Raw genomic sequence first — 1,553 nt, forward strand, 5'->3', positions numbered from 1 at the left:
GTCGCTCCCGGACCCGGCGTTGTGCTGCGGTGTCGGCCATGAGCCGGCTATCGTCCTGTCACGGCCGACCGTCCCGGTCGGCGGCAACGATCCGAACGGGAGGACGAGACCATGGATCATTTTGTCGGCATCGACGTATCGCTCGAAAGCTGCGCCGTCTGCGTGGTGAATACTTCTGGCGCGGTGACGCGCGAGGCGAAGGTTGCCTGCGAACCCGAGGCGCTGACCGCATTCCTGCGCGGTCTGGACCTCGACATCGCCTGCGTCGGGCTGGAGGCCGGGCCGCTGTCGCAATGGCTTGTCCGGCATCTGCGCGAGGCCGGGTTCGAGGCTGTTCTGATGGAAACCCGCCAGGTGAAGGGCGCGCTCAAGGCCATGCCGATCAAGACCGACCGGCGCGACGCGCTCGGCATCGCGCAGCTGATCCGGATGGGCTGGTTCCGCCCGGTGCATTGCAAGTCCGTCTCGGCGCAGGAATTGCGCGCGCTGCTCGGCGCGCGCCGGACGCTGCAGAAGTCGATGATCAGCATCGAGCTGTCGATGCGCGGCATGCTGCGCGGGTTCGGCCTCAAGCTCGGCAAGGTCAGACGGCAGCGGCTGCCGGAGCGCGTCCGCGAACTTGCGGATGGCAACGAGATGCTTATGGCGATGGTGACCTCGATGCTGCGCGGGCATGCAGCGCTCCGCAGTGAACTCGCCCGGCTCGAGAACCGGCTGCGCCGCATCGCGCGGGCCGACCGGGTGGTCCGGCTGATGATGACCGTCCCCGGTGTCGGCGCCGTGGTGGCGCTGCAGGTCAAGGCCGGGATAGACGATCCGGCCCGGTTCAGGTCCTCGAAGAACGTCGGGCCACACTTCGGCCTGACGCCCCGACGCGAGCAGTCCGGTGAACGCGACGTGGTCGGCGCGATCAGCGCTGCCGGCGACCGGAACGTCCGCACCGCCCTGTTCCAGGCGGCGACGGTGATGCTCTACCAGTCGCAGGCGAAGAGCTGGCTCAAGGCCTGGGGCATGCAGGTTGCCAAACGACGCGGCATGAAGCGCGCCGTGGTGGCTGTCGCCCGCCGCCTCGCCGTCGTGCTGCACCGGATGTGGAGCGACGGCACGAAGTTCCAGATGACGCATCCGGCGCGGATCGCCGCGGCATGACGCCCAGCGGCCGATCCGGCCCGCCGGTTCGACCGTCCGCAATTTGACCTGACCCCGAATTGGATCGGGATGATCCCGATCCTCCGATGTCCCTTCGCCGGGACGCGGTCTCGACGATGCCGCACGTTCGCTGGTGCCGCCCGCAAGGCCGAGCACGATACCAGAGATCGGCACGCGAGATCCAACTGACCAGGCATGATGTGGAGGCCTCGCGCCGACCACGGACGGAAGCATGATACCGGCGAAGCGGCCCCGAACGCGCATGTGGGGAACAGCACGAACCACCGACAAACGCTGCGATGACGATCTGCGGTGGTGCTTGTTGCGTGCCCCATCATGTCCGGCCGGAAGGCAAGTCAATGTATTTGCTTGGAAACGAGATTGTTGACTTCACTACGCCCATT

General features: G+C 67.1%; 1 protein-coding gene. It reads left to right on the forward strand.

The window, feature by feature from the left end:
- Nucleotides 1-111 precede the first annotated feature (111 nt).
- Nucleotides 112-1,149, forward strand: a complete 1,038-nt coding sequence (locus tag GE300_RS21995; RefSeq protein WP_154449698.1) for an IS110 family RNA-guided transposase — start codon at nt 112-114, stop codon at nt 1,147-1,149.
- Nucleotides 1,150-1,553 lie beyond the last annotated feature (404 nt).

Origin of the sequence: Halovulum marinum (assembly GCF_009697225.1) — a bacterium.
GTDB classification, from domain to species: domain Bacteria; phylum Pseudomonadota; class Alphaproteobacteria; order Rhodobacterales; family Rhodobacteraceae; genus Halovulum; species Halovulum marinum.

Bases quoted from the DNA above. Each gene is read 5' to 3' on its own strand.
- GE300_RS21995 (WP_154449698.1), top strand. From the start codon at position 112: ATGGATCATTTTGTCGGCATCGACGTATCGCTCGAAAGCTGCGCCGTC.